This window comes from Frankia sp. CeRuru1, assembly GCF_977966315.1.
On sequence record NZ_CDWWEW010000318.1, the window covers coordinates 1 to 6063 of the forward strand.

General features: G+C 70.0%; 6 protein-coding genes and 1 pseudogene. 1 reads left to right on the forward strand and 6 read right to left on the reverse strand.

Annotated features, from left to right (window positions below; genetic code table 11):
• Positions 1 to 211: pseudogene (locus AC08OP_RS19095) on the forward strand (hypothetical protein); the annotation flags it as partial.
• A gap of 88 nt (positions 212 to 299) precedes the next feature.
• On the opposite strand, the gene AC08OP_RS19100 reads toward AC08OP_RS19095, so the two are convergent.
• The 6 genes from AC08OP_RS19100 to AC08OP_RS19125 all read right to left on the reverse strand — a co-directional run.
• Positions 300 to 1232 (reverse strand): MBL fold metallo-hydrolase, encoded by a 933-nt coding sequence (locus AC08OP_RS19100; protein WP_011438464.1) that lies wholly within the window; start codon positions 1230 to 1232, stop codon positions 300 to 302.
• The gene (locus tag AC08OP_RS19105; protein ID WP_476615439.1) at positions 1229 to 2152 is read right to left on the reverse strand and encodes an aromatase/cyclase; all 924 of its coding nucleotides are present in this window, start codon (positions 2150 to 2152) and stop codon (positions 1229 to 1231) included. Before AC08OP_RS19105 ends, AC08OP_RS19100 begins: the two co-directional genes overlap by 4 nt.
• A gap of 50 nt (positions 2153 to 2202) precedes the next feature.
• The gene (locus AC08OP_RS19110; protein ID WP_476615440.1) at positions 2203 to 3258 is read right to left on the reverse strand and encodes a beta-ketoacyl synthase N-terminal-like domain-containing protein; all 1056 of its coding nucleotides are present in this window, start codon (positions 3256 to 3258) and stop codon (positions 2203 to 2205) included.
• On the reverse strand, positions 3255 to 4529 hold the full coding sequence (locus tag AC08OP_RS19115; protein WP_476615441.1) for a beta-ketoacyl-[acyl-carrier-protein] synthase family protein: 1275 nt from the start codon (positions 4527 to 4529) through the stop codon (positions 3255 to 3257). Before AC08OP_RS19115 ends, AC08OP_RS19110 begins: the two co-directional genes overlap by 4 nt.
• 23 nt (positions 4530 to 4552) lie before the next feature.
• Positions 4553 to 5698 (reverse strand): acyl-CoA dehydrogenase family protein, encoded by a 1146-nt coding sequence (locus AC08OP_RS19120; protein WP_011438469.1) that lies wholly within the window; start codon positions 5696 to 5698, stop codon positions 4553 to 4555.
• A gap of 29 nt (positions 5699 to 5727) precedes the next feature.
• On the reverse strand, positions 5728 to 6063 hold a 336-nt coding region (locus AC08OP_RS19125; RefSeq protein ID WP_476615442.1), incomplete at its 5' end, for an SDR family oxidoreductase.

Sequence of the window (6063 nt, forward strand, 5' to 3'; positions counted from 1 at the left end):
CACAACCCCCACAGGGAAACCCACCGGCCAGAGGCGTACCGCGCCCACCGGCCATCACGCCATGCCACGAACCAACACCCTCAGCTCACCGGCTAAATGTTTGCATGCCTTCGTCCAGAACATCCGCCGCGGCCACTACGAACTCGGGATCGACACCGACCCGCACGCACGGCTGACAGCCGCGTTCACCGAGCTCACCCTCGCAATCTGATCACCCGTTCGGCAGGGTCAACCATGCCCTGCCTTCCCCCAATGCAACAGACCCGCTGCGGTCGGTCGAGGACCTTCTGGCACGCCGGTCAGGCGTGGCACTCCGGGAGGTGCCCACCGTTGAATTCCACCATTTCCGCGAAGAGCGGCTCGACCGGCAGCGCGGCTGCCGGCGGTGCCCCCTGATGCTCGGCGATCGCGCGGTGCAGGTTGGGGACCAGCCGCTCCGGGTCCTTCCAGCCGGCGAATCGGCCTGCCGAGCATTGGCGGGCCGCCTGGATCGGTGTCAGCCCCTTACGCATCGCGTCTCCGGCGGCGTCCCGCAGCCACAGCAGGTACGCCTCCGTCTCGTCGAAGGCCTCGGGGCCGGCGATCGTTCCGTGCCCGCCGACCACGACTTGGGCACCCGTCTCGCGCATCCGGCGGACAGCGGTCAGCGACCCCGCGACCGTGCCCATCAACAGGAAGGGCGTACACCCCGGCAGCACCACGTCGCCGGTGAACAGCACCTTCTCGCCGGGGAGCCACACCACGGTGTCGTGCCCGGTGTGCGCGGGCCCCACGTTGAAAAGCTCGGCCCGACAGCGGCCCAGGTGCAGCGTCAGTGCGTCGTGGTAGGTCACCGTCGGTAGCACCGGATCGACATTGCCCCAATTCACCTCCGGCCAGAGGCCGGTCAGTGCCAGCCCCGTCTCCGCCATCTCGGCCCGGGTGCCGTGCTGGGCGATGATCGTCGCCGTGTCGGCGAAAAGGTGATTGCCGAAGGTGTGGTCGCCGTGGAAATGAGTGTTGACCAAGTACTTCACCCCGCCACGACTGAGGCCGTCCACTGCGGTGCGCAGCAAGGTCGCGCGCCGCTCGGTGGCCGCGGTGTCGACGAGCAAGATGCCGTCGTCACCCACCACCACGCCAGCGTTGTTGAGACACCAGCCTCCGTCCGGCTGGACATAGGCGAACACGCCGTCCGCCACCTCCGTCATACGTGCCGCCACCGCGCTGGCGGCGGCGCGAGTCGCTGTCACCGGACTTCCCGCTCCTCGGTGGAGGATACGGGCGCCGCCGCGCCGGCCAGCGTCCGGCGGCTATTGGCCCCCAACGCGTCCCGGAGGTAGCGGCGTCCCTCGGCGAGAGAACTGCTCGGGCCGAGCACCGTGCGCAGCGCGTCCGGGTCCAACACGACGGTGTGTCTCGCCGTGACCGAGTCGGGCCCGTCCGGCACCCGATGGAAGATCCACACCCCGCTGTGCCCGAGAAGCGTCGAGGGTGGCCGGGTCTGCTTGTAGGCGATTCTGTCGTTCGCCAGGCACACCCGCACCGACCGGGTGGTGTGCGTCGACCCGTCATCGCCGCTGACCGTGTCCATCTCCAACTGTTGGATGCCCGGCATCTCCTCGGTGAGCACCACACGGCGAACGTGCGGGAGCTGATCCGGCCAGCGGTCCGCCCGGTCGATGAAGTCGTACGCCTCCTCGGCCGACCCGGTGAGCTCGACGGTGTCCTCGAAGGTGAAGACGACTTCCACGACCGGATGACCGAGCTCCGCCACCCGGCGCAACGCCGCCAACTCTTCGACGCTGTTGCGTTCCAGGGCCGCACTGATCCACTGGACGGCAGCGGCGTCGTCGTCCACCGCGGTGAACTCGTGGTCCAGGATCACCTCGGTGCGGCCACCGGGCAAGGGCAGGACCTGCCAGCGTCCGCTCATCGCCGCCACCGGTGGCTGGCTCCGTTCCTGGCGGAAGCCGATCGTCCGCAGGTGCCGGTCGACCTCACGCCGCGACGTCCACGTCTTGACCTCGCCGCCGACCAGGGCCCAGAGCTGGAAGTGTTCCTCGCTCTCCGTACGCTCGAGGTAGCGCAAGAAGATGTTCGGACCGAAGATCGCCGGCCACCGGTCAGCCTCGGTGAGCAGTTCGAAGACCAGGTCCGCCGGGGCCGCCACCACTTCTCGATGCGATGTCCGGTGCTTCGTAGGCACAGTAGGCGCACCCTTCACGACGTCTGCCGCAGCCGCTCGGCGCTGTTGACGGCGGCGAGCACGGCCTCCGGCGTACGCAGCTCCATGACCTGCTCGTCCGGCAACACGATGCCGTAGCGGCGCTGGATCTCGGCGGCGAGCTCCAGCAGGGCGAGCGAGTCGTAGCCGAGTTCGGTGAACTCCTGGACGGCGAAGACGACCCCCACGTCGGCGGTCGTGACCCCGGCGTCCTCGAGGGCCAGTTCCGCGGTCCTGCGCAAGCCCGGCGGTCGGCCCGACCCCGGGGCGGGGTCGAAGGTCGCCGCATACCCGGCGATCTCGCCGTACCGGGAGCGGTCCCCGCGCCCGTCCAGGCTCTCGCCGCCCTCCAGGACGAGGATCGCACCGCCCTCACCCGGGACGTGCCCGGAGGCCGCCGCGGCGAACGGCAGATACGCCTGCCCCGGATCATCCGTGGTGCTCACCGTGCCGCTGGAGAGATGCGCGCCCCGGCCCCACGGGCCGAGTGCGGAGTCGACGCCGCCGGAGATCACCAGGGGCGTGCCCCGTCGGATCGCCCGGCGGGCGTAGCCGATGGCGTCCAGCCCGCCTGCCTGCTCGCCGACGAGCGCCGTGCCCGGTCCGCGCAGGCCGTGCCGAATGGACACCTGTCCCGTCGTCACGGCGTAGAACCAGGCGAACGACTCGTAGACGCTGACGTGCTGGGGTCCGTCGTGCCACAACTTGTCGAACTCACGGTGGGTGAAGTCGAAGCCGCCGCAGGCATTCGACGTCATGACGCCCATGTCGTACTCGTCCCGATCGTCGGGGCGCACACCCGCGTCGTTGATTGCCCAGTCGGCCGCGGTGAGCGCCAGCCGGGTAGAGATGTCGGTCTGGGGCAGCAACCGGCCCGGAAGGTGCCGGGCGGCATCGAAGCCGGTGATCCGGCCGGCGAGCGCCCCGACATGCCGGTCGTCGAATCTCGAGATGCCGGAGCCCCCCGCTAGCGTCGCCGCCCAGTACTCCGCGATACCCAGCCCGGTCGGCGCGACCACGCCGACTCCGGTGACGAAGACCCGCTGCGTCATGCTGCCCGTCCTCCGGGCTGACGAAGCACCATTGCGCTCTGAAACCCGCCGAACCCGCTGCCGATCGTCAGCACCGTGTCGAGGGTGGCCTCCCGGGCCACGAGCGGCACGTAGTCTAGGTCGCATTGGGGGTCCGGCAGCCGTAGGTTCGCGGTCGGGGGGATGACGCTGTACCGCAAGGCGAGAGCGCAGGCGGCCACCTCGATGGACCCGATCGCGCCCAGGGAATGGCCCACCATCGACTTGATCGAGCTGATCGGCACCTGACGCGCGTGCTCACCGAGGCTGGCCTTGACCGCCGCTGTCTCGTGTAGATCGTTCTGTCTGGTACCCGAGCCGTGCGCGTTGACGTAGTCCACGTCCGACGGATCGAGCCGGGACTGGGCGAGCGCGGTGCGGATCGCCTCGGCCATCTCCCTGCCGTCCGGCTTCAGACCGGTCATGTGGAAGGCGTTCAACCGGGTGGCGTACCCGGTGACCTCAGCGTAGATCTCGGCGTTGCGACGCCGGGCGTGCTCGTACTCCTCGAGCACGAACATGGCGCAGCCCTCGGCGAGGACAAAGCCGTTGCGCGATCGGTCGAACGGGCGCGAGGCCGTCGCCGGTTCGTCGTTGTACGACGTGGTGGCTTTGATGGCGTCGAAGCACGCCAGCACGATGGGTGAGATCGGAGTGTCTGTCGCGCCCTCTGCCATCACATCCACTACGCCGTCCTCGATGAGGTGCAGCGCGTGGCCGATCGCGTCCAATCCGGAGGTGCACCCGTCGGAGACCATGGTGACCGGGCCCTCCGCGCCGACGGTCCAGGCCACCTCGGCCGCCATCACGCTGGGCACCATGTGATCGAACATGTGCGGCGTCAGGTGCCGGGTGTCCATCTCGCGGGTTCGGCCGCTGTCGAACAGCACGAGGTACTCGGCTTCCAGAGAGGTAGCCGCCGCGACAGCGCTGCCGAGGCTCACCCCGATCCGGTGGGGTTCCACCCGGTCCAGCTCCAGACCGCTGTCCTCGACCGCGTCGCGGGTGCAGACCACCGCGAACTGGGCCGCCCGGTCCATCCGGCGGATCTGCCGTGGGGTCAGCCCTTCGGCCTGGGCATCGAAGTCGACCTCACCGGCCACCTGGCTGCGGAACGGCCCCGCATCGAAGAAGGAAATCCGCCGGGTCGCGGTCCGGCCGGCCGTCAGAAGGTTCCAGAAGTTCTTGGCTCCTCCGCCACCGGGTGCGCGTACTCCGATCCCGGTGATCACCACGCGCCGGTTCGGTTTCATGAATTCCTTTCCCCGTGGAGTAGTCACCTGTCGTTCACCGCCTCCGCCGCATGGCGGGCGAAGCCACCCGCCCGCGCGGCGAACTGGAGACCGCTGTGGCCCGCCCCGCAGACGACGTCCCGCCAGAACCGTCCGAGATCCTCGCCGTCGGCCTGCCCTCGGCTACCCGAGCCACGCATCAGCCGGTCCACCGCAGCGGAGAGATACTCCGCGGCCAGCGCGCAGTCCCGACCGTTACGGGACTCCTCGTAGGGCGTCACCGCGCCCTCGTCGAGCACCTGCGCCACCCGTTCCAGGAGCAGGCCCGCCGTGTCGATCTCCCCGCCGGAACGGGCCAGCACCATGTCGTACGCCAGCCGGTCCACCGGGCCGGATATGGCCGGGCCGGGCCGCTGCAACTTCGGTCCGATCAGCGACCACCACCGGTGCAGAGCGCCGCGGGCCGCCCCGAGCAGTGGACCGGTGAGAGTAAGGCCGTTGGCCGCCTTCATCGGTACCTGATGGCAGGGCGCGTCCTCCCCGGGAGCTGGCCCGTCGGCGAGCACCCGCAGGGACACCGAGTGGGACGCCGGAACCCGCACGTCGTCAAGAACGAGGGTGTTGCTGCCGGTGGCACGCATGCCCACGTTGAACCACGTCGGTTCGATCCGGTACGCCGGCCGCGGCACCGCGAAGAACCGGTACTCGTCCCGGCCGTCACGGACCGCCCGGGCGCACACCAGGGCCCAGTCCGAGTGGTCGACGCCGCTCACGTACGGCCACTGCCCGTTGAGCCGCCACGAGTCGCCCCCCGCAGCCGCCTCTCCCCCGGGCATCAGCCCCGCGACGATCAAGGCGTCCGGGCCGCCGGCCCAGACGGCAGCGCGGCCCGCTTCCGGAAGATAGGCTGCCATCCGGGCGGCCGCGGCGATCAGTGACGCCACCCAGGCCGTCGAGGCGCAGGACGCGCCGATGGTGGCCACGGCGGGCAGCAGAGCACCGAAGGTGCCACTGTCCCCCCCGTACCGCGTGGGCACGAAGTGCCGGGCGAACCCCGCGGCGAGCACGGAGTCGATCGACGCACGCGGGAGTCGCCGGTCGGTCTCCGCCTCACGCACGTGCTTGGCGGCCGACACCGCCGCCACCTCCGCCGCCGCCTGCAGAGTGGAACCGGCCGTGGTCAGCTTCATGTCTGCCTCCGGTGGTACGGCACTGGACCTCAGTAGTTGCCGAGACCGCCGCAGACGTTGATTGCCTGGGCGGTCACGGCGGCAGCCTCGTCACTGACGAGGTACTCGACCATCGCGGCGACCTCGTCCGGCCGGACATAGCGGCCGATCGGGACACGCGCGGTCACCCGGTCGTGCGCCTCGGCCTCGGTGACGCCCCAGAGCTTGGCGTAGGTCCCACGGACGGTCTGTGCCATGGGCGTCTCGACGAAGCCGGGGCAGACCGCGTTCATGGTGACGCCGGTCTTGGCCAGTTCCAGGCCCCATGCCTTGGCCAGGCCCACCACACCGTGCTTCGCGGCCGAATATGGTGCGCCGTTCTGCAC

Bases quoted from the DNA above. Each gene is read 5' to 3' on its own strand.
- AC08OP_RS19110 (WP_476615440.1), bottom strand. From the start codon at position 3,258: ATGACGCAGCGGGTCTTCGTCACCGGAGTCGGCGTGGTCGCGCCGACC.
- AC08OP_RS19115 (WP_476615441.1), bottom strand. From the start codon at position 4,529: ATGAAACCGAACCGGCGCGTGGTGATCACCGGGATCGGAGTACGCGCA.
- AC08OP_RS19120 (WP_011438469.1), bottom strand. From the start codon at position 5,698: ATGAAGCTGACCACGGCCGGTTCCACTCTGCAGGCGGCGGCGGAGGTG.